The sequence below is a fragment of the Glaciihabitans sp. dw_435 genome (genome assembly GCF_018449675.1).
Classification (GTDB): domain Bacteria; phylum Actinomycetota; class Actinomycetes; order Actinomycetales; family Microbacteriaceae; genus Glaciihabitans.
Window position 1 is genome coordinate 1 of the sequence record NZ_JAAVUZ010000019.1, and the last position, 23,986, is coordinate 23,986.

At 65.3% G+C, this 23,986-nt stretch carries 28 protein-coding genes and 1 tRNA gene; 13 read left to right on the forward strand and 16 right to left on the reverse strand.

Annotated features, from left to right (window positions below; genetic code table 11):
• Positions 1-42 precede the first annotated feature (42 nt).
• Both HB677_RS16065 and folP read right to left on the reverse strand, forming a co-directional pair.
• A complete protein-coding gene (locus tag HB677_RS16065; RefSeq protein WP_307852627.1) occupies positions 43-831 on the reverse strand; it encodes a pyrimidine reductase family protein in 789 nt (262 codons plus the stop codon).
• The gene (gene folP, locus HB677_RS16070) at positions 828-1,727 is read right to left on the reverse strand and encodes a dihydropteroate synthase (RefSeq protein ID WP_213816751.1); all 900 of its coding nucleotides are present in this window, start codon (positions 1,725-1,727) and stop codon (positions 828-830) included. The genes HB677_RS16065 and folP overlap by 4 nt, the downstream gene beginning before the upstream one ends.
• 174 nt (positions 1,728-1,901) lie before the next feature.
• On the opposite strand from folP, the gene HB677_RS16075 reads away from it, so the two are divergent.
• From HB677_RS16075 to HB677_RS16085, 3 genes are read left to right on the forward strand one after another with little or no spacing between them, the layout of a single operon-like run.
• The gene (locus HB677_RS16075; RefSeq protein ID WP_213816752.1) at positions 1,902-2,594 is read left to right on the forward strand and encodes a response regulator transcription factor; all 693 of its coding nucleotides are present in this window, start codon (positions 1,902-1,904) and stop codon (positions 2,592-2,594) included.
• Positions 2,595-2,606: 12 nt separating this feature from the next.
• The gene (locus tag HB677_RS16080) at positions 2,607-4,439 is read left to right on the forward strand and encodes a cell wall metabolism sensor histidine kinase WalK (protein WP_213816753.1); all 1,833 of its coding nucleotides are present in this window, start codon (positions 2,607-2,609) and stop codon (positions 4,437-4,439) included.
• 33 nt (positions 4,440-4,472) lie between these two features.
• A complete protein-coding gene (locus tag HB677_RS16085; RefSeq protein ID WP_213816754.1) occupies positions 4,473-4,763 on the forward strand; it encodes a WXG100 family type VII secretion target in 291 nt (96 codons plus the stop codon).
• A gap of 129 nt (positions 4,764-4,892) precedes the next feature.
• On the opposite strand, the gene groL is transcribed toward HB677_RS16085, so the two are convergent.
• The 7 genes from groL to HB677_RS16120 form a co-directional block, all read right to left on the reverse strand.
• Positions 4,893-6,521, reverse strand: a complete 1,629-nt coding sequence (gene groL / locus HB677_RS16090) for a chaperonin GroEL (protein WP_213816755.1) — start codon at positions 6,519-6,521, stop codon at positions 4,893-4,895.
• Between the two features lie 130 nt (positions 6,522-6,651).
• Positions 6,652-7,755: a DUF3048 domain-containing protein gene (locus HB677_RS16095; protein WP_213816756.1), complete on the reverse strand. Its 1,104-nt coding sequence runs from the start codon at positions 7,753-7,755 to the stop codon at positions 6,652-6,654.
• 74 nt (positions 7,756-7,829) lie between these two features.
• Positions 7,830-8,033 (reverse strand): cold-shock protein, encoded by a 204-nt coding sequence (locus HB677_RS16100; RefSeq protein ID WP_104242705.1) that lies wholly within the window; start codon positions 8,031-8,033, stop codon positions 7,830-7,832.
• Positions 8,034-8,484: 451 nt separating this feature from the next.
• A complete protein-coding gene (locus tag HB677_RS16105) occupies positions 8,485-9,060 on the reverse strand; it encodes a LytR C-terminal domain-containing protein (RefSeq protein ID WP_213816757.1) in 576 nt (191 codons plus the stop codon).
• 3 nt (positions 9,061-9,063) lie between these two features.
• Positions 9,064-9,396: a DUF3263 domain-containing protein gene (locus tag HB677_RS16110; RefSeq protein WP_213816758.1), complete on the reverse strand. Its 333-nt coding sequence runs from the start codon at positions 9,394-9,396 to the stop codon at positions 9,064-9,066.
• 88 nt (positions 9,397-9,484) lie between these two features.
• On the reverse strand, positions 9,485-10,564 hold the full coding sequence (locus tag HB677_RS16115; protein WP_213816759.1) for a DUF2332 domain-containing protein: 1,080 nt from the start codon (positions 10,562-10,564) through the stop codon (positions 9,485-9,487).
• Positions 10,561-11,028, reverse strand: coding sequence for a GNAT family N-acetyltransferase (locus HB677_RS16120; RefSeq protein WP_218624767.1), 468 nt, complete (start codon positions 11,026-11,028; stop codon positions 10,561-10,563). Before HB677_RS16120 ends, HB677_RS16115 begins: the two co-directional genes overlap by 4 nt.
• 47 nt (positions 11,029-11,075) lie before the next feature.
• Here HB677_RS16120 and msrB point away from each other — a divergent pair, with 47 nt between their 5' ends.
• The 3 genes from msrB to HB677_RS16135 all read left to right on the forward strand — a co-directional run bounded on the left by msrB (position 11,076) and on the right by HB677_RS16135 (position 12,147).
• Positions 11,076-11,474: a peptide-methionine (R)-S-oxide reductase MsrB gene (gene msrB, locus HB677_RS16125; RefSeq protein WP_213816760.1), complete on the forward strand. Its 399-nt coding sequence runs from the start codon at positions 11,076-11,078 to the stop codon at positions 11,472-11,474.
• A complete protein-coding gene (locus HB677_RS16130) occupies positions 11,471-12,016 on the forward strand; it encodes a nitroreductase family protein (RefSeq protein WP_213816761.1) in 546 nt (181 codons plus the stop codon). The genes msrB and HB677_RS16130 overlap by 4 nt, the downstream gene beginning before the upstream one ends.
• A gap of 57 nt (positions 12,017-12,073) precedes the next feature.
• Positions 12,074-12,147, forward strand: a tRNA-Thr gene (locus tag HB677_RS16135).
• 242 nt (positions 12,148-12,389) lie between these two features.
• Here the strand turns inward: HB677_RS16135 and HB677_RS16140 are convergent.
• A complete protein-coding gene (locus HB677_RS16140; protein WP_213816762.1) occupies positions 12,390-13,607 on the reverse strand; it encodes an ATP-binding protein in 1,218 nt (405 codons plus the stop codon).
• Between the two features lie 90 nt (positions 13,608-13,697).
• Between HB677_RS16140 and HB677_RS16145 the strand changes: the two genes are divergently transcribed.
• Positions 13,698-14,000, forward strand: coding sequence for a hypothetical protein (locus tag HB677_RS16145; protein WP_213816763.1), 303 nt, complete (start codon positions 13,698-13,700; stop codon positions 13,998-14,000).
• A 3-nt stretch (positions 14,001-14,003) separates the two neighbouring features.
• Here the strand turns inward: HB677_RS16145 and HB677_RS16150 are convergent, their stop codons facing one another.
• Positions 14,004-14,366: a DUF2200 domain-containing protein gene (locus tag HB677_RS16150; protein ID WP_213816764.1), complete on the reverse strand. Its 363-nt coding sequence runs from the start codon at positions 14,364-14,366 to the stop codon at positions 14,004-14,006.
• 158 nt (positions 14,367-14,524) lie between these two features.
• Between HB677_RS16150 and HB677_RS16155 the strand changes: the two genes are divergently transcribed.
• Together HB677_RS16155 and ectB are read left to right on the forward strand one after the other, a co-directional pair.
• Complete coding sequence (locus HB677_RS16155; protein WP_213816765.1) at positions 14,525-15,184, forward strand: hypothetical protein; 660 nt, start codon at positions 14,525-14,527, stop codon at positions 15,182-15,184.
• A gap of 92 nt (positions 15,185-15,276) precedes the next feature.
• Entirely contained in the window at positions 15,277-16,536 is a 1,260-nt protein-coding gene (gene ectB / locus HB677_RS16160) for a diaminobutyrate--2-oxoglutarate transaminase (protein ID WP_213816766.1), read from the forward strand.
• Here the strand turns inward: ectB and HB677_RS16165 are convergent.
• Entirely contained in the window at positions 16,533-17,000 is a 468-nt protein-coding gene (locus HB677_RS16165; protein ID WP_213816767.1) for a MarR family winged helix-turn-helix transcriptional regulator, read from the reverse strand. The two genes, ectB and HB677_RS16165, sit on opposite strands and share 4 nt — an antisense overlap.
• Positions 17,001-17,154: 154 nt before the next feature.
• Between HB677_RS16165 and HB677_RS16170 the strand changes: the two genes are divergently transcribed.
• Positions 17,155-17,886, forward strand: coding sequence for a hypothetical protein (locus HB677_RS16170; RefSeq protein ID WP_213816768.1), 732 nt, complete (start codon positions 17,155-17,157; stop codon positions 17,884-17,886).
• A 59-nt stretch (positions 17,887-17,945) separates the two neighbouring features.
• Complete coding sequence (locus HB677_RS16175) at positions 17,946-18,830, forward strand: alpha/beta fold hydrolase (RefSeq protein WP_213816769.1); 885 nt, start codon at positions 17,946-17,948, stop codon at positions 18,828-18,830.
• Here HB677_RS16175 and HB677_RS16180 read toward each other — a convergent pair whose 3' ends face one another.
• Positions 18,831-19,460, reverse strand: a complete 630-nt coding sequence (locus HB677_RS16180; RefSeq protein WP_213816770.1) for a helix-turn-helix domain-containing protein — start codon at positions 19,458-19,460, stop codon at positions 18,831-18,833.
• A gap of 67 nt (positions 19,461-19,527) precedes the next feature.
• On the opposite strand from HB677_RS16180, the gene HB677_RS16185 reads away from it, so the two are divergent.
• Positions 19,528-20,826 carry a glycosyltransferase gene (locus HB677_RS16185; RefSeq protein WP_213816771.1) on the forward strand — a complete coding sequence of 433 codons (1,299 nt, stop codon included), beginning with the start codon at positions 19,528-19,530 and terminating at the stop codon, positions 20,824-20,826.
• 22 nt (positions 20,827-20,848) lie between these two features.
• On the opposite strand, the gene HB677_RS16190 is transcribed toward HB677_RS16185, so the two are convergent.
• A complete protein-coding gene (locus HB677_RS16190) occupies positions 20,849-21,430 on the reverse strand; it encodes a TetR/AcrR family transcriptional regulator (protein ID WP_213816772.1) in 582 nt (193 codons plus the stop codon).
• A 124-nt stretch (positions 21,431-21,554) separates the two neighbouring features.
• On the opposite strand from HB677_RS16190, the gene HB677_RS16195 reads away from it, so the two are divergent.
• Positions 21,555-22,526 (forward strand): SDR family NAD(P)-dependent oxidoreductase, encoded by a 972-nt coding sequence (locus HB677_RS16195; protein ID WP_213816773.1) that lies wholly within the window; start codon positions 21,555-21,557, stop codon positions 22,524-22,526.
• Here the strand turns inward: HB677_RS16195 and HB677_RS16200 are convergent, their stop codons facing one another.
• On the reverse strand, positions 22,527-23,243 hold the full coding sequence (locus tag HB677_RS16200; protein ID WP_213816774.1) for a GAF and ANTAR domain-containing protein: 717 nt from the start codon (positions 23,241-23,243) through the stop codon (positions 22,527-22,529).
• Positions 23,240-23,944, reverse strand: a complete 705-nt coding sequence (locus HB677_RS16205) for a GAF and ANTAR domain-containing protein (RefSeq protein ID WP_213816775.1) — start codon at positions 23,942-23,944, stop codon at positions 23,240-23,242. Before HB677_RS16205 ends, HB677_RS16200 begins: the two co-directional genes overlap by 4 nt.
• Positions 23,945-23,986 lie beyond the last annotated feature (42 nt).

A 23,986-nucleotide genomic window follows, 5' to 3' on the forward strand; every position in this document is an offset into this window, starting at 1 on the left:
ACTAGCTAGTGGGTTAGCCGGCCAGCTAGCTGGCTAGCCGCGCTAGGCCCGGGTGTACCGCAGCAGCAACGCGCTGCCCGACCGCAACACGGATCCCAGCGCCAGCGCCACCGGCGCACCGAGGGCGCCCGACGCAATGCGCCCGGCGTCCCCGGCCACGAGTTGCGGACTCACCGTCAGGCACAGCTCATCGACGGCACCGGCGGCCGCGAGCGACCCGAACAGCGACGGACCTCCCTCGCAGTGCACCTGCAGCAGCCCGCGCGCGGTCAGCTGCGCACGCAGGGACGCGATGTCGAGCTCATCCTCGCCACACACGAGCACGTCGGCCACCTCCGCAAGGCTCCGCCGCTTCGCCAGCGGCGATGACCCGGTCGTCACGACGAGAGGCCGCACCGGGGCATCCGCAAATATGGGCGACGCGGGATCCAGATCCAGCCGGCCCGACACGATGGCGAACACCGGATGATCCGACAGCCCGGTCGCGCGCCGCCACGCCACTGCGGGGGCATCCAGACGCATGGGGCCGTAGCCCTCCGCCCGCACGGTGCCGGCGCCGACCAGCACGACGTCCGCGAGCCTGCGCAGCAGATCGAACACACGCTTGTCGGCCGGGACTCCCAGAGCACCCGACAGGCCACCGGATGTCGCTGCGCCGTCGACACTCTGAATGAAGTTCACCCGCGTCCAGGGCACCTGCCGTCCGTGCCGGGAGTACACCGCGAGCAGCGCGTCATCGGTCAGGTCCAGCCCGGGCGTGGGCCACAACTCGTCGATGGACGGAGACGGAGACTGGGCCGACGAGGACGGGGCCGAAGAGGAGGGGGTCACCCCTCGAGGTTATGCCGTGCGTAGACCGGCGGACGAAAACCCATCATCGACTCGGTCATCCGCACCGCGGCAACGGCGGCCGGCACGTCATGCATCCGCACGATGCGGGCACCCTTCACGATGCAGAACACGGCCGCCGCCAACGTTCCCTCGAGTCGCTCGGCGCGCGGTCGGTCGAGGGTCTCGCCGATGAAGTCCTTGTTCGAGACGGCCGCCAGCGTGGGAGGCCCGATCGCGACGACCTCCTCCAGCCGCCGGGTCAGCTCCAGCGTGTGGAACGTGTTCTTGTTCAGATCATGCCCCGGGTCCACCACGAGCCGCTCGTAGGGCACACCGGCCGTCAGCGCCCGCTCGATGCGCTCGCGCAGGAACGCGACCACCTCGTCCGTCACATCGCCGTAGGTGGGCCGCACGGGCTCGCTGCGCGGTTCCCCGAGGCTGTGCGTGAGCACGAGCGTCGCCGCGCTGTCCGAGACGACCGACGCCATGTCCGGATCCCACAGCCCACTCGTGTCATTGATCACCGATGCCCCGGCTGCGATGCTACGACGGGCGACCGCGGCGTTCGTCGTGTCAACGGAGATCACGACATCCGACCGCGCGGCAATAGCCTCAATCAGCGGGATGACCCGGGCCAGCTCCTCCTCGACCGTGACGACCGGCCCGCGCCCGAATGGCACCCCACCGATGTCCACCCAGTCGGCGCCGGCCTCGGCTGCCGCAAGCGCCGCCGTCACCGCGGCATCCAGCGCAAACGTGGACCCGCGGTCGAAGAACGAGTCCGGGGTGCGGTTGACGATCGCCATCACGGCGACCTGCCGGGCGAAGTCGAAGGTGTGCCCTCCGATGCTGCGCACCATGGATGCGGAAAGTGGATGCCCCGTGCCGTCGTTCATCGGATTCCCGCCTTCCCCCGCGCCCATCCGAACGCGTCACTCGTGCCTCTGGCATTGTGCCGCACAGCCCCACTCAAGCAGAGATTGCGCGCTCCGTCCGACTCCCTGCTGTTGCAGTCACAACATACGCTTCGTTCACAGGATGCGCCCAGCTAACGCGCAGATACTGTCACCATGAGCGATGGACCCAAGATCCTTATTGTCGATGACGAACCCAACATCCGTGACCTGCTGACCACGAGCCTGCGTTTCGCTGGCTTTGCCGTGCGTGCAGTGGGCAACGGCGCACAGGCCATCTCCGCCGTGCTCGAGGAAGAACCAGATCTCATCATTCTCGATGTGATGCTTCCCGACATGAACGGCTTCGGAGTGACCAAGCGCCTCCGCGCCTCGGGCTACACCGCGCCGATCCTTTTCCTCACGGCCAAGGACGACACGGAAGACAAGATCACCGGACTGACCGTTGGCGGCGACGACTACGTCACGAAGCCGTTCAGCCTCGATGAGATTGTTGCCCGCCTCAAGGCGATCCTGCGTCGCACGATGCACGACGATGAGGAAGCCATCATCCGCGCCGGCGAGCTCACCATGGACCAGGACACCCATGAGGTGACCATCGGTTCCGAGCAGGTTGAGCTCAGCCCCACCGAGTTCAAGCTGCTGCGCTACCTGATGCTGAACCCGAACCGCGTGCTCTCCAAGGCGCAGATCCTCGATCACGTCTGGGAGTACGACTTCAACGGCGACGCCGGAATCGTGGAGAGCTACATCTCCTACCTGCGCCGCAAGCTGGACCAGTTCTCTGAGGAGCCCGTTATCCAGACGAAGCGTGGCTTCGGTTACATGCTGAAGGCAGCCAAGGTTTAGCCTTAGCTCCTGATGCACGCGCACCTCAACAAGTGGTGGAACGGGATATCCCTCCTCACCAAGATCACCGGCGTAACGGTGCTCTTGCTGACCCTCGGACTCCTTGTTGCCGGTGTGGGAACAATGAGCGTGCTTCGCAATTACCTGATTGAACAGGTGGATGCGAAGTTCGACTCGAACACTCTGGATGCGCTGCAGAACCTGGTGGACTTCTCGGACAACCCCTGTTCGATCCCGCCGGTGCTCGTCGATTACTACATCGGAGTCGTGAGCACCAGCGGAACCCCCATGTGTTCCCTGCTCGACTCGCACGGCGACGGCCCGGACATCGCCGGCCTCGACCTCGCGAACGTCACCACCCACGAGACCGCGTTCACGCTCAGTAACGCCCGTCACACCAGCCAGTGGCGTGTTGTCGCCTCGGTCATCGGCGTCAACATGGAGACCAACGAACAGGTCATCCTCGTGGTCGGTCTCAACCTCGAGGCAACGAACTCGTTGGTGGCGCGCTATGCCGGCGTCTTCCTGTTCTTCGGGCTCACGGTCGTGGTGCTCGGCGGGGCTCTGACACGCCTGCTCGTGTCATCCACCTTCTCCCCCCTGCGCGAAGTGGAGGATACTGCTGCGCGCTTCGCGGCCGGTGACTTCACCCAGAGACTCTCGGGCGGCACGCCCAATACAGAAGTCGGGCGGCTCAACCGCTCCCTCAACACCATGCTGAACCGCATCGATTCGGCGTTCTCCGACCGCGCCAAGACGATCGATCAGATGCGGCGATTTGTCGGCGACGCGAGCCACGAGCTGCGCACGCCCCTCGTCTCTGTGCGCGGCTACGCCGAGCTGTACCGCATGGGCGCGCTGTCGACGCCCGAGGATGTCGCCCAGGCGATGGGTCGCATCGAGAAGGAGGCGATCCGCATGGGCTCGCTCGTGCAGGACCTCCTCGAGCTCGCCCGCATCGACGAGGCCAAGCCCCTCAACCTCGCGCCCGTTGACCTCATCCCGCTCGCGCACGACGCCGCCCTCGACGCCATGGCCTCCGCGCCGGACCGCACGGTCAGCGTTGTTGTGTACGAGCCGACAGCGGATGCCGCTCCGCTGACGCCCATCGAACTGGCCGAGCTTCCCGCTCCTGTGCCGGCCGAACTCACCACCGAGCCGCCCGCGACGCCCGGTGACCCGGCTATCTCTCCCACCACGAAGCCGACCGACCCCGCCACCGCTCCCACCGGGAAGCCGACCGCGCGCGCTGCCCGGGGTGTCGCCGCCCGTGGCACGACCGCTCGCCCTCCGGCCCCACGGTCCCCGGCGGCCACCGGCCCGATCGCCTTCGCCGGTGCGACTCTCGCGCGCCTGCGCACCCGCCGCCCGCGCACTGACACCGAAGCACTCGATGTCGTGCCGACGGCCGCGACCGAACCTCAGCCCCCGATCATCCACGCCATGGTGCTCGCGGAAGAGAACAAAATCCGCCAGGTCATCACCAACCTCATGGGCAACGCGCTGCGCTTCACCGACGCGAGCACTCCGATCGAGATCGGCGTCACGGTCGATGCGGCGCAGGACAGCGTCATCCTGTCCATCTCGGACCACGGCGAGGGAATCCCGCCGCAGATCCGCGACAAGATCTTCCAGCGCTTCTGGCGCGCGGACAGCTCGCGTAACCGCGACACCGGCGGCAGCGGCCTGGGTCTCGCGATCGTGGCGTCCATCGTGGCATCGCACAACGGTACGGTCGATGCAGTCGAGACCCCCGGTGGTGGCGCGACGTTCCGCGTGCGCCTTCCTCTCCTCCACGAGGTGACGGATGCCCCGGAAGTCCCCATCTCGCCCCAACCCCGCTAACTCTCCCCCTCCGGGCGACTACCGTCTCTGGGCATGACCCGTTATCAGGTAGACAGCGAAGCAGTCCTCGGCGCGACCGCAGCGGTGCGCGCCTCCATGTCCCGGATCCAGGCGGAGACGGGCGGCCTCTACGGCCAGCTCCTCAATCTGCACGGTTCGTGGACCGGCCAGGCCGCCACGGCCTTCCAGTCCGTCGCCACCGAGTGGCGAGCGACCCAACAGCGGGTTGAGGAGTCTCTCGCCGCCATCAACCAGGCCCTTGTGCTCGCCGCCCAGCAATACGCCGAGATCGAGTCGAGCAACGCCCGCCTCTTCCAGCACTAACCGACGGGCTCGCTCGCCCCCGCTTCCCGTGTGGCGGGAGTTAATCAGGGGTCAGAGTTAAACAGGCACGGGCGCCTCCCCGAAGGGAAGCGCCCGTGGTGAATCTGGCGTGCTGTGAAGCGGTGGGACTTAGAAGTCCATTCCGCCGCTCGGGTCGCCCATGGGGGCCGGGTTCTTCTCCGGCTTCTCGGCGACAACAGCCTCGGTGGTGAGGAACAGGCCAGCGATCGACGCTGCGTTGAGCAGCGCGGAGCGGGTGACCTTCACCGGGTCGTTGATTCCGGCAGCAAGCATGTCAACGTACTCGCCGGTCGCGGCGTTGAGGCCGTGTCCGGTGGGCAGGTTGCGTACCTTGTCGGCAACAACACCGGGCTCCATGCCCGCGTTGAGTGCGATCTGCTTGAGCGGCGCGTCAACGGCAACGCGAACGATGTTCGCGCCGGTTGCCTCGTCGCCGACCAGACCGGTCAGTGCTGCGGACTCGAAAGCGACCTTGCCAGCCTGAATGAGGGCGACGCCACCACCGGCGACGATGCCCTCTTCGACAGCTGCCTTCGCGTTACGAACGGCGTCCTCGATGCGGTGCTTGCGCTCCTTGAGCTCAACCTCGGTTGCGGCTCCGGCCTTGATGACTGCAACGCCACCGGCCAGCTTGGCCAGGCGCTCCTGCAGCTTCTCGCGGTCGTAGTCGGAATCGGTGTTCTCGATCTCGGCACGGATCTGCTTGACGCGACCAGCAATGAGGTCGACGTCGCCGGAGCCCTCGATGATGGTGGTCTCGTCCTTGGTGATGACGACCTTGCGGGCGCGACCAAGGAGGTCGAGGGTGGCGTTCTCAAGCTTGAGTCCGACCTCCTCGGAGATGACCTGGCCACCGGTGAGGATGGCGATGTCCTGCAGCTGCGCCTTGCGACGGTCGCCGAAGCCCGGAGCCTTGACGGCAACGGACTTGAAGATGCCACGGATCTTGTTGACTACGAGGGTCGCGAGAGCCTCGCCGTCAACGTCCTCGGCGATGATGAGGAGCTGCTTGCCCGACTGGATGACCTTGTCAACGATCGGCAGCAGGTCCTTGATGTTGGAGATCTTGCCGTTGACGATGAGCACGTAGGGGTCTTCGAAGACCGCTTCCTGGCGCTCGGCGTCGGTGACGAAGTATGCCGACAGGTAACCCTTGTCGAAGCGCATGCCCTCGGTCAGCTCGAGCTCGGTGCCGAACGTGTTCGACTCCTCGACGGTGACAACACCTTCCTTGCCGACCTTGTCGATGGCCTCGGCGATCAGGGCGCCGATCTCGGGGTCTCCGGCGGAGATGGACGCGGTAGCGGCGATCTCTTCCTTCGTCTCGATTTCCTTTGCACCCTCAACGAGAGCAGCGATAACGGCCGTTACGGCCTTCTCGATGCCACGCTTGAGGCTGATGGGGTCTGCGCCAGCGGCGACGTTGCGAAGTCCTTCGCGAACGAGTGCCTGAGCGAGAACGACCGAAGTGGTCGTTCCGTCGCCCGCGACGTCATCGGTCTTCTTGGCAACCTCTTTGACGAGCTCCGCGCCGATCTTCTCGAACGGGTCGTCGAGCTCGATCTCCTTGGCAATGGACACACCGTCGTTCGTGATGGTGGGTGCGCCCCACTTCTTCTCGAGAACGACGTTACGGCCGCGGGGGCCAAGCGTCACCTTAACGGCGTCGGCGAGGATGTTGAGGCCGCGCTCGAGGCCACGACGTGACTCTTCGTTGAAAGCAATAATCTTTGCCATGTGTGTTTCTCGTCCCTCCCGGACGTAATTCCAAGCTATGGATTGGCACTCAACTGATGCGAGTGCCAACCACAAAATTAGCACTCGGTAGTGGTGAGTGCAAGACAGCCGACAAGCGGCTGTGAGCGAACTACGGGGTGGGAGTCGGAGCCGGAGTCGCGGGTGCGGCCGGGGCGGGTGACACGTAGGAGATCTTGCCCTTGGTGGCCGGAACCATTTCGACCCAGGTGTTGCCCGGGTTCAGCAGAATCGGTTGGTTCGTGGTCTTGTCGACCAGTGCGATCTTGGACGTCGCCTTGGTCTTCGACCACTTGGCGGCGATGCGGGATCCACCGGACATGATGACCGCTTCGCCGTTACCGATGAGGTCGGTCTTGGGCACACCGAGGGAGTTGTTGATGCCCACGCGCAGGATCACGACGTTCTTCGCCTGGATCTGCTTCTTGTTGGAGTCGTAGTCCTTCGCGCCATCCTGCGAGCGCTGCCAGACCTTGAGCGGTCCGTTCCACACCCAGGTGCGCGTCGAGACGTTGGAGAACACGAGCTTCGCCGAGGTGGTGAGCGTTCCGGCGGTCGTTGCCGTAGCCGGGTCGGTCGCGGTCGCGTAGGTGAACTGCTGTGCCGGCGCCTTGATGTTCTTGTGCTGGCCAACGAGCTTCTGCGCACGCACGATCACGTTGTGCGGGGCGGTGCGGTTGGCTGTGCGGTAGAACGTGTCCGCCGTGGCGGCCTGGCCGTGGATGGCGTTGAAGACGGGCGCCTTCTGCATGAGGGCGACGAAGCGCGCCTGTCCGCCGGAGTAGGCGACGATGCCGCCGAAGGAGGAGAGGATGTCGGGGTCCATCGGGCGGATCGAGCGAACGGGCCCGATCTCCTTGGGGATGTCCGACTGCCAGATGGCGACGTAGCGGGTGAGACCACCCTCGACGAGCTCTTCGAAGACGATGTCCGTCTTCTCGAGTCCGACCTGCGGGCGTGCGACCGACAGGTTGTCGATCTTCGCCGCCAGCGAGGTGCCCGTGTACTTGGCGTCGGCCAGGGGCGTTCCGCGCAGCGGGGAAAGAGGAATGGCGACCGGGGTCGGCGTGGCAGTCGGCGTAGCGGTGACGCTGGGAGTGCCGGTTGCAGAAGCGGTCGGCTTGGCGGGCGAGGGCGTGCAGCCGGTGGCGACGAGGGCCACGGCGACGAGCGCAACGGTCCAGCGGGCGCCACGAACAAAGGGAGTTGTACTCATAGCAGCAAAGACTAACGCCGCCCACGGCATGTGGGCGGCGTTAGGAAGGGCGTGCCTTCGGTGTGGCGTGACAGTTATGCCAGGCGCACCGACTCTGCCTGAGGCCCCTTGCTGCCGGTACCGACCTCGAAGATGACCTGCTGGCCTTCTTCGAGAACCTTGTAGCCACCCATGTCAATTGCGGAGTAGTGGACGAAGACGTCCTGCCCTCCACCCTCGACGGTGATGAAACCGTAGCCCTTTTCAGCGTTGAACCACTTCACGGTTCCGTTCGCCATCTTTACTCCTTGCTGTGTTCCAGCGGCGCGAGCGATATGCCTGAGCCGGGTCGACAAACGCGCACTGCACGTACCACCCGAACCAGTGCCGACACGCGCTCGCGCGCTCGTGCAGCAGCCTCAGATGGGGCGACCAATCCCAGATATTAGTGCAGCAGATAGTCCGATAAACCCTCTGTTTAGGCAAATTTCTCGGGATTTACCGGCCAGAGCCGAGGATTAAACACGCGCGTAACACACGACCCGATTTTGGGGCGTTGCGGATACCTCGGGGCGACGCAAAACCGGGCGATAGCGCTGAAAACGGTCAGGCGCGCTGGCCCGGTTTCAGCGCTATCGCCCGGTTCGGCGATGCGTGGTGGCGTGGGGTAGCGTCAGCCGGCGGCAATGCGGGTGGCGTTAGCCGGCGGGGATGCGGAGGGTGGTCAGCCGGCGAGGGCGCGGGGTGGTGTTAGCCGGCGGCGATGGACTTGGCGTAGTCCGCACCGAGTACCAGCGTCAGCGGGGCACCCGTGAAGGACGTGCTCAGTCGCACTCCCCCGATGCCCAGTGCTACGGCGACTCCGCGAGCGGCGTCTTCGTTCGCGGCATCCGAATAATAGACGTACGTCTTTTCGACGTCCTTCGACGATGCGTCTGCCTTGGAGCCGATGGTCCACTTCTTCGCGGCGAGCGCGTTGACGGCGGTGTTCTGGATGCCGGGGGTCGTCGAGCCGTTGAGCACGGTCACGGTGATCTTGCGCGCCTTGAGCGTGGTGGGGTCGAGAACCGGCTCGGCGGTGGGGACGGCGGAGATGGTGGGGACACCGGTGGAGGTGCCCGACCCGGACGTGGCGCCGGCGAAGTCGTTACCCGAGTCGGCGGACGAGAGCCAGAAGATTCCCGCGACAACGAGCAGGCCGGTGGCCAGGGCTGCCCAGGCAAAACCGATCCATCCACGGCCCCGCACCTTCGGGCCGCGGTGCGCGCCAACGCGCAGGAGGTCGTCGGGCAACGAGTCGAACTCGTCCTGGGGGAAAGTCGCCATGTCTTAGTCGTTCGATTCCGAGGTTAGGGGGCGGATGGAAGTTACGCCCGGGCCTGAGCTCCTGAATGCGCGGGCTGCACGGGCCTGCGTACGCAGGTCGCGGGCACGTTGTAGGCGCCCGATGAGCATGGGATCAAAACGCACGGCGTTCGGCGAATCGATCACCGCATTCAGCAATTGATAGTACCGGGCTGCAGACAGCCCGAAATCCGCGCGGATGGCCGCCTCTTTCGCGCCGCCGTGGCGTGACCACTCGCGTTCGAACTCGAGGATGTGCAGATCACGTTCCGACAGCGAAGAATCGTGCGGTTCATTCAATTCCGGCTGTGCCGACATGTGATGACCCTTCCGCTTGGGGCAATGATAGGGCGACGTACCTGACCATCCGCCGATGCAACGCGGTGTGCGGGCTGATTGACCGGGCTCAGACGAGCCATTCGAGGGACTGCCCGTGGGGTCCGCACCAGGCGACCGGGTGCCCGTCGAGGCCCAGAACGAAGGAGCCGGAAGCGGATGGCTCGCGCCCCGCGAGCTCGTCGCGGACGGACGGGATGACCCCGGCGCCCTCGAGCGAGATCCAGCGCGCGCCAATCGCGGTGACGGTGGCGGCGAATCGCGCGCGGTCCTCAGTAGAGAGGTATACGAGTGTGCCCGCCGAAATAACGACGAGGGTGGCGCCCGCGGGAGCGAGGGCGGCAACCCGCGCCAGGTCCTGCACGGCATCACCCCGCACCACGAGGGGCGGGTCGGCCCGCACGATCGCGGCGGCTGCGATGATCCTCGCGCGTCGGGCGTGCTGCTCGGGCCACACCAGGGTCTCCAGCCACCGCATGTCGTCGGGGTCGGCGGGATCGAGGGGGTTCAGGTCGATCCCTGCACGCCAGACGACGGTGGGCAGCGCGTGCGGCAGCGGCGGCTGGGGTGCGGGCGGCGCAGGGGCATCCACCTCGCACTCAAGAAGCACCGTGCTCGGCCCGGCAACCGGGTCGAGGCGCACCCCGTTGTAGGCGTAGCTATAGCGGTCGGGATACAGGCAGAGGGACGCGGATGACCCGACCTCGAGCAGCGCGAGGGGTCCGGGTATCGCGGCCAGCAGCGGGAGCATCGCGGCGAGGCGACGGGGCTCGTTGGTCTGGGTCGAACGGAGCTGCGCTTCGCTGGCGATGGCATCCCAGTGGCTGAGGGCGAACGCGCGCCACGCGGAGTAGGAGGTGTCGGGTGGGATGCTCGCAGCGGCGCCGTCGGGCGCGGGCGCAGGCACGGCGTCGGGTGCCGGCGTCGCGAGGCCGTCGAGGTCCGGCGCCGCCAGGCCGTCCGGTGCGCCGAGCAGGCGGGACACCGCGAAGATCAGGTTCGGCTGCCGCTTGGGACGGGGAAGCTCGTCGATGAGGGCGAGCAGCTCGTCATCAGCGGCGACGCCGCGGGCCCACCCCTCGTAGATCGCGGACTGCCCGGCGGCCTCCGTGTCGGCGAAGCGCAGGTACCACTCGGCGGTGGGGGTCACGCGGGAACGACGGCCTCGCGGTACATCGAGAGGTGGGCGATGCCTGCCTCCATGAACTCGTCGCCGAACGCGACGAAGCCCGCCTTGGCGTAGAGCGGAGCGACGTACGCCTGCGCGTGCAGCATCATCGGTGTGTGGCCGTGGTTCTCGAGAACGGCGCTCAGCAGCTGCTGGGCTAGTCCTTCGCCGCGGCGGTCGGCACGCACCACAACGCGGCCAACAACGTGCGCGGCATCACGGTACTCGGGGGTCGAATCGACCAGCACGCGCAGGTAGGCGGCCGTGCCCGCGTCATCCATCACCCAGTAATGTTCCGTCGTGGGCTCGAGGTCCCGGTAGTCGAGTTCTTCCTCGTCAACCTTCTGCTCGACGAAGAAGACATCCGTACGCAGCTTGAGGAACGAATACAGCTCTGTGGTTGTGAGTTCGCCCCACGACTTGTGCACGATGGAACATTCAGACATGCCCACGAGTTTAATGGAGTGGGAAGACTTCCCTAAGTGAGGACAGCATGACGTACAAGATTGAGAAGACCGAAGCAGAGTGGCTCGAGGAGCTTGGCCCGGTCCAGTACAAGGTTTTGCGTGAGGCCGGCACGGAGCGTCCGTGGTCCGGTGCCCTGCTCGATGAGAAGCGCCCCGGCACCTACACGTGTGGAGCCTGTAACGCGGAGCTCTTCAAGAGCGGCGCCAAGTTCGATTCAGGCAGCGGATGGCCCAGCTTCTTCGAGGCCGTCAACCCCGACGCAGTCGAACTGAAGGTCGACAGCTCACTCGGAATGGTTCGCACCGAGATCCTCTGCGCGACCTGCGGATCGCACCTGGGACACCTATTCGACGACGCGTACCAGACCCCCACCGGGGACCGGTACTGCATGAACTCCCTCTCGCTCGGTTTCACCGCCGAATGAGCCTGATTGACGCGGTAGCCGGACGTCGCTCGCACCCCAAGGTGACGGGCGATGCGCCGACCCACGAGCAGCTGCTTCCGCTGGTGGAGGCGGCTGCATCCCTGGCGGACTACGGTTCGCTGCGCCCGTGGCGCCTGATCGAGCTGCGCGGCGACGCGCGGGATCGTCTGGGTGCCGCGCTCGCGAAAGATGCGGGAGTGGAGGGGAAGGATGCCGAGAAGATGGCGGCCAAACCCTTACGCGCGTCGTTACTTCTCGCCATCGTTGCCGTGCACAAGCCCAGCTTCAAGGTGAGCGAATGGGAACAGGACGTCGTGGCCGCGGGAGTGGGGCACCTCATGAGCTTGCTGCTGCACGAGGCAGGCTGGGGCGTGATGTGGCGCTCCGGAAAGCAGGTGCGCACGGATTCCGTCCGCGCCATGCACGAGCTCGAGCCCAACGAAGAACTCATGGGCTGGCTCTACGTCGGCGGCAAGCACGATCGGGAGAAGCCCGACAAGAAGCACAAGTTCGACGCGGAGAAAGTGCTGTCCGCACTGTAAGACGCTGCCCTCGTGCAACGCGGCCCCGTCGGCCAAGTAGTATTTGAGGGTTCGTTTGCCCCCTTAGCTCAGTTGGCCAGAGCACCGCTCTTGTAAAGCGGGGGTCGTCGGTTCGAATCCGACAGGGGGCTCGATATCAATTGGCACCGGCGCTGATGAGATGGTCGCGCCGCATCCTGCAAGAGACCGCCGCCGACGAAGCAGCGGTTAGGTTTGGCGCATGGACTCGTCAGTTCCCGCTTCGATGCAATCAATCAGGTTGCTCGACACTCGCGAGGGTGCGCAATCGGAAGATGCCGCGCGAACAACGCTTGAGCGTTATCGTTCGGTACTCCTTAGAATCGTTCGGTCAAGTCCGTTGCGGAATTCCTGACTACGTTTTTCTTCTTCGCTTCTGCCTCGGAGGAACGTCAAGAGCCGGCACCGCGCGCAGCATGAACTTATCGAAGTCCGGAACCGTGAATGCCGCGTATCCATGCTCGGGTGTATATAAGAGCCCCATTTCGATCAGCTCTGCCCGTGTTGGGCCTAATTGTGTTGAATCACGTCCCATCACGCGTGCAACCTCAGAAGCCTTTTGGGCGTCGGGACCGAGCTCGGCCATGGCACGCATGTACGCGGTCTGAAGCGGGGTCGACCTGTCGAGTCGAACACGAAAAAATGAACTATCCGGCTTTGCGTCGTAAGCATCTCGTGCAAGCAAGATGTCACCGCGATATATACGGTTCGCGGTCGCCACATTCCAAACTTGGTAACCCAGTTCCTGAATGAAATAGGGGTACCCACGGGTGATATCCATCGCTAGGTCAACAGCGTCCTCCTGGAAAACGGCACCCTCTGCGGCAGCCGGCTCCGTCAGCGCCTTTCGGGCATCTTCGCCGGTCAATGAGTCGATCCGTGGAAACTTAAACAACCGCTCTGCATAGGACTTGGCATCCCCAGCAAGCTCCGCGATTTGCGGAAGCCCGGCCCCCACGAACGTGATAGGAAGCTTTCGTTGAACTGTCTTGTGAATTGCTTGAATGAGGGCCTCGAGCTGTGACGCACGAAGGAACTGAACTTCGTCGATGAGGATTACCAGGCCCTTGTTCTGTTCTTGCGCGGCTTCCCCAATTGCGACCAAAACGTCGGTCAAATCCATCCCTAGATCGCCATGGTCAGCGAGACCTTCGGCAGCTGGCACGTCCCATGAGATCGACCAGGCTCCCTGATTGTCGACGGAGACACCGAATGCACTTAGGACCTCGGCTGCGCGCTGTCCTCGGGCCGTCCATTTTGCCCTTGGAGAAAGACGGAGAAGAGCGGCTTTGAGCTGGGAGAACATCGTCTGGCGGAAGTAGCTGTCATCGTGCTTTCTAGCTTCAAACTCCACTACCTCCCAATTCTCTTCATTGGCGATCGCTAGAAACCGGTTGAGGAGAACCGTCTTTCCAACTCCACGAAGGCCGGTGATGATCATCGACTGTTCTGACCGTCCGCGCGCGAGTCTTTTCAGCAACGTCCGAAAGATCTCGATTTGGCTATCCCGGCCAATCAAGATCTCCGGTGACGCCCCCGCATTAGGCGTATATGGGTTGTCGATGTTGTCCATTTGTCAAAATTATCATCTTTAGTTAAGTTTATCTATGTGTAATAAAGTCATCTAAACTTCATAATCCGATCACTCGCTTGCTAAGCCGAAGTGCTGGGCGCCAAAAGCCAACCTCAGGACCGCGCTCGTCAGTTGGTACTCGATCTTCTTCGGATTACCCAGCGGCGGGTGTTCCGCCTAGTGCAACTACTACGCCATCGAGATTGGCACTCAGTTGGCGGTGCGGGCCCCATCGTTATCGCCATTGTCGCCATCGTGCTGGAAATCCGGCGCGGGGTGCGACGGCGCCGCTTTTCCTCGGAGTTTCCACTGGCCGCCTTCCTGGCGGTGATCATTCCATTCTTTGTTGGTGACCTGATTGCGACGGCTTCCAACCACATGGCTGGGGTCTAGCAGTCATTCTCCGGTGACGGGCAGAGGGGCGCGTAGCACCTTCTCCATCGCTTTGCCTTTGGCAAGCTCATCGACGAGCTTGTCGAGGTACCGGATCTGCTGCATCAGCGGATCCTCGATCTCTTCGACCCTGACACCGCACACGACACCAGTGATCAGCGACGCGTTCGGATTCATGGGAGCGTCTGCGAAGAACTGCTCGACAGTTGACCCCTTCTCGATGTGTCGCCGAAGCGTTGCCTGATCGAACCCGGTTAGCCAGAGAATGACCTCATCGATCTCCTCTGCGCTCCGGCCCTTGCGCTCCACTTTCGCGACATAGAGCGGATACAGCGCTGCGAACTCGATACCAAAGATCCTGGACACACGGCCAGCGTAGGCGCGAGCGGCGGTAGCGGCAATGCACTGTTGCGGACGATTGATCAACCCACGTAGGCCATGATCACTTGCATTTGCCCCGCCGCGCTGCGAAGTTGTCGGCAGGGGGATACATGAGAATTCATAAGACAGCTGGCCGATGGGCTGTGCTTTCACTCGTCGGAGCGGTCGCTATCGGCGGGCTGCTGACCGGCTGCTCGAGCGGTGACGGCGATGCTCTGCCCGCGATGCCGTTCGACACCGTTGCCATGCCGGCAGGTCGGGCGCCCACGGCGACGCCTGGACAACACCTTGCGCCAGGCGAGATCGCCCTACTCCCCCAGACGGACTTCAAGGGCGTGGCGGATGACGCGATCGAGACGACCGTGCTCGGGCTGGCTCAGGGCGACCCCTCCTTCTGGGACAAGTTCGAGAACGGCGGGGAGTTCGCCGGAGACACCCCGTTCTTCGCCGTGATCCAGTACCGGTGGGTGACCGGCAACGTGACGTCGTACACGACTCCCCTTTTACGTCCCGTGCTGAATGATGGGAAGGAAGGCGACGTCGTCTCGCGGGAGTACTTTGGCGCGATGACAGCCGACACCGCCTGTCCGTTCGAGGTGCCGAGATTCGATTTGCAAGACGACCGCGGGCGCGATGAGTACATCGCCTGTGTCGTGTACACGGCTCCCATCGGATCCACCGTGGTTGGACTGAGCTGGCAGAACGCGGATGAGGTGTTCTTCTCGGAGCCGGATCCAACCGTGAACCCGTTCTATCCCGCTCCCGTCGTGTGGGACGTTACCCCGGTCGTGCCTCGGAAATAGCCCACCATCAGCGTTTGCTCATCGTCCACGGCGAGGCCCTCGGTAGTCTTAGGGGTCGCGCAGTCAGTGCGCAATGCGAGGAGACGTGTCACATGGATCTAGGAATATTTTCGGACTTAGAGTCTGACGTCCGGGGCTACATCCGGTCCTTCCCGGTGATCTTCGACCGCGCCGTCGGTTCGACAATGATCGACGAAGACGGCGACGAGTACATCGACTTCTTCAGCGGTGCCGGAGCACTCAACTACGGGCACAACAACCCGATCATGAAGCAGGCCCTGCTCGACTACATCGGCAACGACGCGATCTCCCACTCGCTCGACATGGCGACCGTGGCCAAGAAGCACTTCCTCGAGTCCTTCCAGCGCATCATCCTCGAACCGCGCGGTCTCGACTACAAGCTTCACTTCACCGGCCCCACCGGTACCAACGCGGTCGAAGCCGCGCTCAAGATCGCACGCAAGTCGACCGGTCGCTCGACTGTCGTCGCCTTCACCCGCGCGTTCCACGGCGTCAGCGGCGGATCGCTCGCCACCACCGCCAACCAGCACTTCCGCCAGGCCGCGGGGTACTCCCTCAACGACGTCGTGTTCGTTCCGTTCGACGGCTACGTTCCCGGTCTGGACACCCTCGCCTACCTCGAGAAGATGCTCAACGACCCGAGCAGCGGGCTCGAGCTTCCGGCCGCCGTGATCGTTGAGACCATTCAGGCCGAGGGTGGCATCAACGTTGCGAGTCCCGAGTGGCTGCGCGGCCTGTCCGAGCTGTGCACGCGTCACGGCATTGTGATGATCGTCGATGACATTCAGGTCGGAGCCGGTCGCACCGGCACGTTCTTCAGCTTCGAGGCATCCGGAATCGTGCCCGACATCGTCACGCTGTCAAAGTCGCTGTCCGGTTACGGACTGCCGATGTCGCTGGTTCTTCTCAAGCGCGAGCTGGATGTGCTGGAGCGCGGGTCGCACAGCGGAACGTTCCGGGGCAACAACATGGCCTTCGTCTGCGCGGCCATTGCGCTCGAAACGTACTGGCAGGACGACGCCCTCACGGTCGATGTTCGCCGCAAGGAGATCATCGTCAAGGACCGTCTCGCGGCGATCGCGGCGAAGTTCCCGCAGGCCGAGCTTCAGGTGCGCGGGCGTGGCTTCATCTTCGGCTTTGCGAGCACGGCGATGCCCGACCTCGCCAAGGCCGTCGCGGCAGAGGCATTCACGCGCGGACTTGTGGTCGAGACATCCGGCCCCGTCGACGAGGTTCTGAAGTTGCTGCCCGCCCTCATCATCAGTGATGAGACGCTGGGCCGCGGCCTCGACATCATCGCGGCCAGCGTCGAAGCGGTGCTCGCGGCCTAGTTCGTCGCGGGGAGCGCGTCGCCTGCGGCGGCGTCGAGCTTGCGCGCCATCTTGAGCAGCGCGGAGTCGAACACAGACCTGCGTTCGTCGTCGAGGCTGTCGGCCGCGGCGGTGATGGAGCCCTGGAAGTCCAAGTAGACCTTCTCCATGAGCGAATGGCCGGTGGGCGTCAGCTCGAACGACGGACCGTCGGCAGGGTCGGCTGTGGTCAGCAAGAGCCCTCGCCCGGACAACTCGTTCGTGACAACGTCGGCCGCCGTCTGCGGGAGATCCAGGTGCTCGGCGAGCGCCGCCGGGGTGATGTGAGATTCCTCGGCGATGCGTGACAGCGCACGCAGTTCTGTGCCAGAGACACCGGCCTCGCGCGCCAACCTGCTGCGGATCCCGTCCAGTGAGCGCAGGAACACCTGCGCGGAAAACGGCAGCCCGCCGAGGGCGTGATTCGCTCCAATGAGTCGGTACATGGCGCTTCCAATCGGTGGATGATTCGACCTCATTATGCGAGCTCGAATCTGGGACTTCGGTCGGCTCCGCATTGAGCGCGGAGACTTTCTCAGAGATTTATCAGGTGTGCTGTACTCTTGCGGCAATTGTTGACGGATGTCCAGGGGGACCACAATGACAACGCCAGACGCTCCACTGCCCGTGCCGCAGCCGTACTCTGAGTCGGATTCTCCGATGTCGACGCAGGCGATCCCCGCGGAGAACATGCTGCGCGGCGCGCTCTTTGCGCTGATCGTGATTCCCGTCGGCATCATCGCGTGGGTAGTCATCTGGAGCTTCGGTTTCGTCGTGTCGCTGGTGGCCTACGGTGTTGCTGCCGCGGCGGTCTGGCTGTACCAAAAGGGATCGGGCGGTGTTGTCAGCCGCGCTGGCGTGTTCATCATCAGTGGCGTGACCCTCGTGACTCTCCTGCTGAGTTTCTACTTCGGCCTCGTGGTCGACTACGTGCGGGCCGTGGCGGATGTCACCTCCATGTCAGCGTGGGACGTGCCGAACATCCCCGGGTTCTGGACCTACCTCGGCGAGGACTTCCCCACCCTGCTCGGCGATAACGCGTTCGGCCTGGTGCTCGCCCTGGCCTTCGGCGTTCTCGGGTCCTTCAGCACGCTGCGCCGCGCCTTCAAGGCGGCAAAGCACCGCGAGTACGGCAATGCCGCCCCGGCGCTGGACGCCCTCTACGACGGCTCGTCCGATCCCCGCCCGTACGTTGCACCGACCGGCGAGACCCCGGCGGCGACTGCACCGACGACTCCGATTGCACCGATTGCACCGACCACTCCGGACGACGCCACTGTGCCGAAACCCTATGCGCCGCCGGCCGCCGACGACGCTGCTCCCCGCTCCTAAGAAGCACGCTCCGTCGCTCGGCGGTTGACCCGCCGGGGCAGCAATCCAATACTGGGGCCATGGAATCGGCAGAGTCGCCCATCACTATCGCCACGGTCAACGCCGCGCGGCTGGCGTACCAGGAGTTCGGTACCGGCACCGGGCCGGTGATCATCCTGGTCGCTGGCGGCGCAAGCTCGATGGACTGGTGGGACCATGACTTCTGCCGACAGCTCGCGGCGGGTGATTCCGAGAACGGGCCGCGCCGGGTCATCCGCTACGACCTTCGCGACACCGGGCAGTCCGAAACCGTGCCTCCGGGCGAAGCCCGCTACACCGGCAGCGACCTCGTAGACGATCTGGCCGGCCTCATCGAGCATCTGCACGCGGCGCCCGCCCACGTCGTGGGGCTGTCGATGGGCGGTGCCCTGCTGCAGCGCCTGGCGCAGCGCCGGCCGGAGTTGCTCGCGTCCATCACCCTCATGTCGACGACCGCGATCGGTAGCGGCCCCGCCGATGCGCCCGCCCTGCCGCCACCGACGGCCAAGATGTCCGCGGCGCTCAGCAGCCCGACACCCGACCCCGACTGGACGGACGCCACGGCAGTGGGCACGTGGTTCGTCGAGACCGAGCTGCTCTACTCGGGCACCCTCGCCGTGGACGAGGCCCGCCTTCGCCGCATCGCGGAGGCCGTGCGGTCGCGCACGGAGTCGCCGGCGTCCAGCGGTAACCACTGGATGATCGACCAGGGAACGGATGAGACGGTGGATGTCACGACCATCGCCATCCCCACACTGGTGATCCACGGCTCCGCCGACCCGATGTTTCCCCTCCCCCACGGTGAGCGCCTCGCCGAGCTGATCCCCGGTGCGCGACTCGTGGTCGTGCCCGGGATGGGACACCAGAACCCACCGCCGCCGGCCTGGGATCAGATCGTGGCCGAGCTACTGGCCCACACCGCCTGATCAGGCAGAAAACACGAGCCGACGGAGCGCTGATTCCAGCCACGCGGCGTACCGCTCGATCGTCCACCCGTTCAGGTCCACGAAGTGCAGGTAGGTCTCGGTGGAGGTCACCCAGGCGAGCGTGATCGCCGCGTCCGGGACATCCGCCTCGGTGACAAAGCCGCGCTGCACCATCCAGCCGGTGGCGACCAGCATGTCGTCACGACGCCGCACCTCCCCCTCGGCCACCGCCGCGCGCACCGCGTCATCGGAGTCGGCCGCCACCTGCATGGCGCGCACCAGCCGGGCGACGCCGGCGTTGGCTTCCGCGAGAAACAGCGCGTATCCCCCGATGGCGCGATCGCCGTTCGGGTCAGCCATCAGCTCCACAATCGACGGGCGATCGGCAAAACTCTCACGGTCTTCGTCGCCCATGAACTGCAGCGCCACCGCGCGCACGAGCAACGACGGCTTCGTCCCGGCGAGATTCACCGACGGCACCGACACCCCGGCGTGGTCGGCGATCGCCTTGATGGACGTGCGCCCGTACCCCTGCCCGGCAAACAGCTCACCGGCCGACCGCAGAATGCGGCGCTGGGTCTCGAGGGCCGCAGCCTGCCGGGCCGGCGACGCGTACGCTCTCGGGCTCACTCGCCACCCCTCCCTCAATCTGTTATATTCCGAACATACCCAATTTACCACCGGCGAAGGGACCCCCGTGGCGACATACCTGCTCGGCAGCACACCCCTGTACGGGCACGCCGCACCGCTGATCTCCATCGGCGCCCACCTCGTGAGCGAGGGGCACCGCGTGATCATGCTGACGGGGTCACGCTTCGAGCGGCAGGTGCTCGCCAACGGGCTCGAGTTCGTCCCGCTCACCGGACGCGCCGACTTCGACGAGACCGACGAGACCTCCTTCGTGCCCGACCTCTCGAAGTACCGCGGCCTCGCCCTCTCGCAGTACCAGGTGCGCCAGACCTTCATCGTCACCATTCCCGACCAATACCGCGGGCTCCGCGCGATCCTCGAGCTCGAGCAGGTCGACGCCGTTCTCGTCGATTCGATGTTTGCCGGGGTTCTGCCCCTGTTGTCGGGCGAGCGGATGACCCGGCCGCCCGTGATCGGCATCGGAATCGGCCCCGTCGCCGAGGTAAGCCGTGACGTCGCGCCCTTCAACACCGCGCTCGCCCCCTCGTCCACGCCGCTCGGCCGACTGCGGAACCGCGCGATGAACCTCCTGGTCGAGAAGGTGCTGTTCGCGAAGACGCAGAAGCTGGCTGCGCGGCTGATCGACGAGGTCGCCGACGCTCCCCTCGACCGGTTCGTGCTCAACCTCGGCGTCTCGTTCGACAGGTTCCTGCAGCTCGGCCCGGCGGAGTTCGAGTACCCGCGCAGCGACCTGTCGCCCAACACCGTGTTTATCGGGCCGGTGCCGCCACCCGCCTCGACCCGCGCGCCCGCGGCGCTGCCCGACTGGTGGTCAGACCTCTCCGCCGGCCGCCCCGTCGTGCACGTCACCCAGGGCACGCTCGACAACCACGACTTCTCCAAGCTCCTGCGTCCAACCCTCGACGCGCTCGCGAACGACGACGTGCTCGTCGTCGCCAGCACCGGCGGCGCACCGATCGCCCAGCTCGGCGTCCTGCCCGCCAACGCGCGCGTCGCCGAGTTCCTGCCGTACGACCAGCTCCTGCCCCTGACCGACGTGATGGTCACCAACGGTGGCTTCGGCGGGGTGCAGCTTGCCCTCCGCCACGGCCTGCCGCTGGTGGTCGCCGGCGCCGCCGAAGACAAGCCGGAGGTCGCCGCGCGGGTCGCCCACTTTGGAGTCGGCAAGAACCTCCGCACCGGTCGACCGACGGCCGCTGCCATCGGCGCTGCGGTTCGTACGGTGTTGGCGGATGACTCGTACCGCCGTCACGCCCAGGCAATGGCCACCGCGATCGCCGGCTACTCACCCCTTGAGGCGATCTCGCGCGAGCTTGCCGCGCTGCCCGCCGCGCACCTGCGCTAGCCCGACACCGGAAGAAAACGGGTCAGCGCACCAACAGGTCGATCGCGACGCCGAGTCTCGCCAGAAAGTCCTCCCGCGAGGAGACCTGGTACTTGATGCCCACGGACACGCTGCCGAGCGTCTGGGCGATCGCCTCCGCGTCCCCGCGCTGAACCGCCGGGAGCCCGGTCGCCAGCGCCGATGTCACGGCCCCCGCGAACCGGATCGGGTACTCCACCGTGAGCGTGCCCAGCAGCTCGGGATTCTCCTCCACGACCGACGAGACATCGCGGGCCAGCGCTCCGATGTAGCGCCCGGTCCAGCGGTCGAACGCACCGAGCAGTCGGTCGCGCAGCGGAAGGTGCTCGTCGGCAAGCAGTGACTCGGCGGCCGAGACATCCGCTTCCAGAGCCTGCGCCACCGCGGCGCGGAAGAGGTCCTGCTTCGAACTGAACAGGAAGTACAGGCCCGGGCGCGAGATGTGCGCGGCGCGGGCCACCTCCTCCATCGAGGTCTTGCGGTAGCCGAAGCGCCCAAAGGTCTCGAGCGCCGACTCGAGTACGGCCTCGCGCCGTCCCGGTTCGACGGCGCTGCTGGACAGCACTTCTGGGTTGCGTGACTCCATGCTTCGAGCATACTCGAACCAGTCACACTTTACAGAATCTGAATAGTGCGTATAGTTAACGATCTGGCCGCGTGAGACATCGATCCACGCCCGACGCCAGCTGCGACATCCGCTCAGGAGAAAAATGAACCACACCACCCCCATCACCACCGGCTTCGACGCGACGAGCACCGCCGCGGACGTCATCGACGGCCACGACCTGCGAGGCGTGCGGGCGATTGTCACCGGTGGGTCGTCCGGGATCGGCGTCGAGACTGCCCGGGCGCTTGCCAGTGCGGGAGCGGATGTCACGCTCGCCGTCCGTAACCTCGCCGCCGGCAATGCCGTGGCGGATGCCATCGCTGGGTCGACTGGCCAGATCCGCCCGACGGTCGCCGCCCTGGATCTCGCCGACCAGGGGTCAGTTGCGCGCTTCGTCGCCGCGTGGCGCGGCTCCCTCCATCTGCTGATCAACAACGCGGGACTGGTGACCGGGGGTCTCCAGCGCACAGCCGAGGGCTGGGAGCTGCAGCTCGCCACCAATCACCTCGGGCACTTCGCCCTGACCACGGGGCTGCACCGCGCGCTGGCCGCCGGGGCATCCGAGCGCGATGGTGCCCGCATCGTGTCGCTCAGCTCGACGGCGCACATGCGCGGCGGCATCGATTTTGACGACCTGCAGTTCGAGCGGCGGCCGTACGACCCGCAGCTCGCGTATGCGCAGGCGAAGACGGCGAACTCGCTGCTCGCCGTCGAGGCGACCCGGCTCTGGGCATCCGACGGCATTGTTGCGAACGTCGCCAACCCCGGCGGTGTAAAGACGGGCCTGCAGCGCAACTTCACCGTGCAGCAGAAGGAGTCCCTCGACGGAGCAGAGGCTGCCGGGCTCTTCGCGTACAAGACGGTGGAGCAGGGCGCGGCGACGACGCTGGTGGCCGCCGTCGCTCCCGAGTTTGCGCACACGGGCGGGCACTACCTCGACGATGGCATCGAGGCCTACACCGTCTCCAATGACGCGAGCCTCGCCGACCACCCGCACGGCGTCAAGGAATGGGCGCTCGATCCGGCCACGGCAGAGAAGCTGTGGGCCGTCTCGGCCGGGTTGATCCGCCGCTGATCAGAGACGCAGCTCGCCGGCTACCAGCTTCTGGGCGACCTCGCTAAGCGGCGTCTGGTTCGACCGGGCGTGCTTGCGGATCAGGGTGAATGCCTCGTCCATCGAGAGGTTCGCTGTCTCGGCAACAACGCCCTTTGCCTGTTCGATCACGATCCGGCTGGTGAGGGCTCCCTGCAGCTGATCACGCACCGCCGAGGCATCCCGAATCGCGCGCTCCTGAAGGATGCCGATGGTCGCAACATCGGCGAGCGCCTGGGCCGCACGAATGTCTTCGCGGTTGAGCTCGCCGCGCTCGTTGCGCATGAGGTTGAGGGTGCCGATGGTCGAATCGCGCAGGCGAAGGGGAATCGCGTACACCGAGTGGATGCCCTGCCCGAGCGCCGTCGCGGCGAAACGGGACCATCGCTCGGAAGCTACCTCGACATCGGGCAGCGACACGATCTGCTGGGTGCGGAAGCTTTCAAGGCACGGACCCGCGTTGGCGTCGAGCTGCATGACTTCGACGAGGGTGTTCGCATCGCTGGTGGAGGCGACCACCTCAAGTTGCCCGGCGGAGTTGGCGAGCAGGAGGCCAGCCGAATCCGCGTCGAGGTGATCGTGGCAGCTCTCCACGAGGGTCTGCAGAAGGTCGATCACGTCGTAGTCGGCGACGAGGGTGTCGGCGAGGGTGGTGAACACATTAAAAAGAGCCTCAGCACGAGCGGTTTCATCGGTCATGTCGTCACCTCCGGCGAGTCATCCCGATTGGTGAATGTCAGGCGTCGCTCGACGACATCTGTCGCGACATCCTGCATGGATCGACTTTCGGCGAAGGCGCGTGCCTGGATGATGAGGTAGGCGTCGTCGGAGGTGGTACCCAGTTGCGCGAGGACCATGCCTGTCGCTTGGTGAATGAGCCGCCGCGAGAACGGCCCCTCGGTGTCGGTGGCTCCGGCCTGCTCGATGGCGTTGCGCAGAAGGATGCGGCTGACGAGCGCCGATAGCTCCAGGGTGTTGCGCTGCTGCTCGGACGTGAGCGACATCGGTCCCTCGGAGTACAGGTCGATGGCCCCGATCTCGAGGGGCCCGAACAGCAGTGGGAACGCGAAGATCGCGCCGATATCCTCCGACTGGATCGCGCTCGAGAACGCCGGCCACCGGTTCTCGCGATTCGCCGCCAGATCGGGCGCCAGCACGGGGCGACGTGTAGTGAGGGCATCCCAGCAGGGACCCTCGCCCAGATCGAACTGCAACTCGTCCACCCGCTCGGCGCGGGAGTCGGTGGCAGAAATCGTCTCCGGCCCGAGAAAGGATCCGAAGGTCGACACGGATGCCCCGGACACGGGCAGAAACTTCAGGAACGGTTGGGCCAGTTCGGAGACCTGCCCTGCGGAGGACGACAGTGCGTCCGACGCGTCCTGGAACGAATGAGTTGCCATCACCTCTCCTCTCCGATTGCGAGGTTACGCGCCGCAAAAAAC